Origin of the sequence: Vibrio sp. 99K-1 (genome assembly GCF_013114585.1) — a bacterium.
Taxonomy (GTDB): Bacteria; Pseudomonadota; Gammaproteobacteria; order Enterobacterales; family Vibrionaceae; genus Vibrio; species Vibrio chagasii_B.
This window is the reverse complement of sequence record NZ_VTXF01000062.1, coordinates 1-1,455: the sequence shown is the minus strand read 5'-3', so window position 1 is coordinate 1,455 and position 1,455 is coordinate 1. Positions and strand designations below refer to the sequence as shown.

Here is a 1,455-nt window from a genome sequence, read left to right as displayed (position 1 = left end):
GAGATGTGTATAAGAGACAGTCGTATTATCGTTAAGCCATAAAGAAAAAAATATGATTAAAAATGTTATTTGGAGAAAATAATGAATAAAAAAGTTCTAGTCGAATACTATGGCGCACTCAACTTTGGTGATGACCTTTTTATTAAAGTATTATCTGATAGATATAAAGATACTGTTTTCTTAGTTGTTTGCAAAAAAAAGTATGCTAGACCACTATTAGCTATGAACAATGTAAAACCAGTCGAACCGCCAGAATACTCCTTTGTACAGCGTTTGATCAGAAAGGTATTAAGTAAAAATATTTTTGAAGCAACACTTAAGTTAAAATGGTTGCGGTTTTATGAAGTGATGGCTAATAGGTGCGAATCTTATATAAATATAGGAGGTTCTATATTTATTGATAACGACTCGATAAATAATAGTCTATATTCTAAAAAGATGAATATATTTTCAAGAATGGATAAAATCATTTTGGGAGCTAACTTTGGGCCAGAAAGAACTAGTAAATATAGAGAGGATTTCACTGAAATATTTAGAAAGTTTAACGATGTTTGTTTTCGTGACAACATTTCTAGAGAAAAATTTTCACAGTTAGGAAATGTTCGCACTTCAGATGATGTTGTTTTTAATCTTAAAACTGAAGATGTGAAAAAAATTAAAGATAGTGTTGGTATCTCGGTTATAAATTTGGAGAACAGGCCTAACTTATCGATGTATCAAAAAAATTATGATGATTATATAGTAAAAGAAGTAAGAAGACTTATATCTGATGGGAAAAAAGTTACATTTTTTTCTTTTTGTAAGCATGAGGGTGATGAAGAGATTATTAAACATTACTTAAAAATTATTTCTTCAGATAAAGTGGATTCTGTGAAGTATGATGGTGATATTGAAAATTTCAATTTCAAATTCTCTCAAATGGAATCAATTATTGCAACTAGATTTCATGCGACAATTTTAGCATTGAAGAATAGACAAAAATTAATTCCTCTATCATATAGTAGTAAAACAGATGAAATGTTGAGATCTATCCAATATCCATATAAGGCAATAAATATAGCAGATCTCAGTAAATCTGATAATGTAGAATTTAATCCACCATATGAATTTCAACCGAAGAATGAGCAGTTTAAGGTCCTAGATAAAATATTATGAATTTGAAGTCCACCACAATAAATATATTTAGCTGTTTTTTTGCAATGGTAAATAATATTTTCCTTTTGCCTAAGATAATATATGATGTGAATTCAAATAGTAGGTCATTAACTCTGTCTCTTCCTTTTTTTATGGGGGCTCTGGCATTTTTACTACAGCCCACGTATGAGTATGATTTATATAGGATTTTTGAAGGTTATAAAACATATGCTTATAGTGAATTTTCGCTCAGTGAAAACTTAGAGTTTTACTTAACGACATTATATTATATTGTCAATAAGCTGTCTCTTATACACATCT

1 protein-coding gene is annotated in these 1,455 nt (G+C 28.9%); it reads left to right on the top strand.

Translation table 11 applies throughout. From position 1 onward, the window contains the following. Positions 1-81 precede the first annotated feature (81 nt). Positions 82-1,155, top strand: a complete 1,074-nt coding sequence (locus F0228_RS25595) for a polysaccharide pyruvyl transferase family protein (RefSeq protein WP_171763058.1) — start codon at positions 82-84, stop codon at positions 1,153-1,155. Positions 1,156-1,455: the final 300 nt, after the last annotated feature.

Excerpts from the sequence above, each read along its gene's own strand:
- F0228_RS25595 (WP_171763058.1), top strand. The coding sequence starts at position 82 with ATGAATAAAAAAGTTCTAGTCGAATACTATGGCGCACTCAACTTTGGT.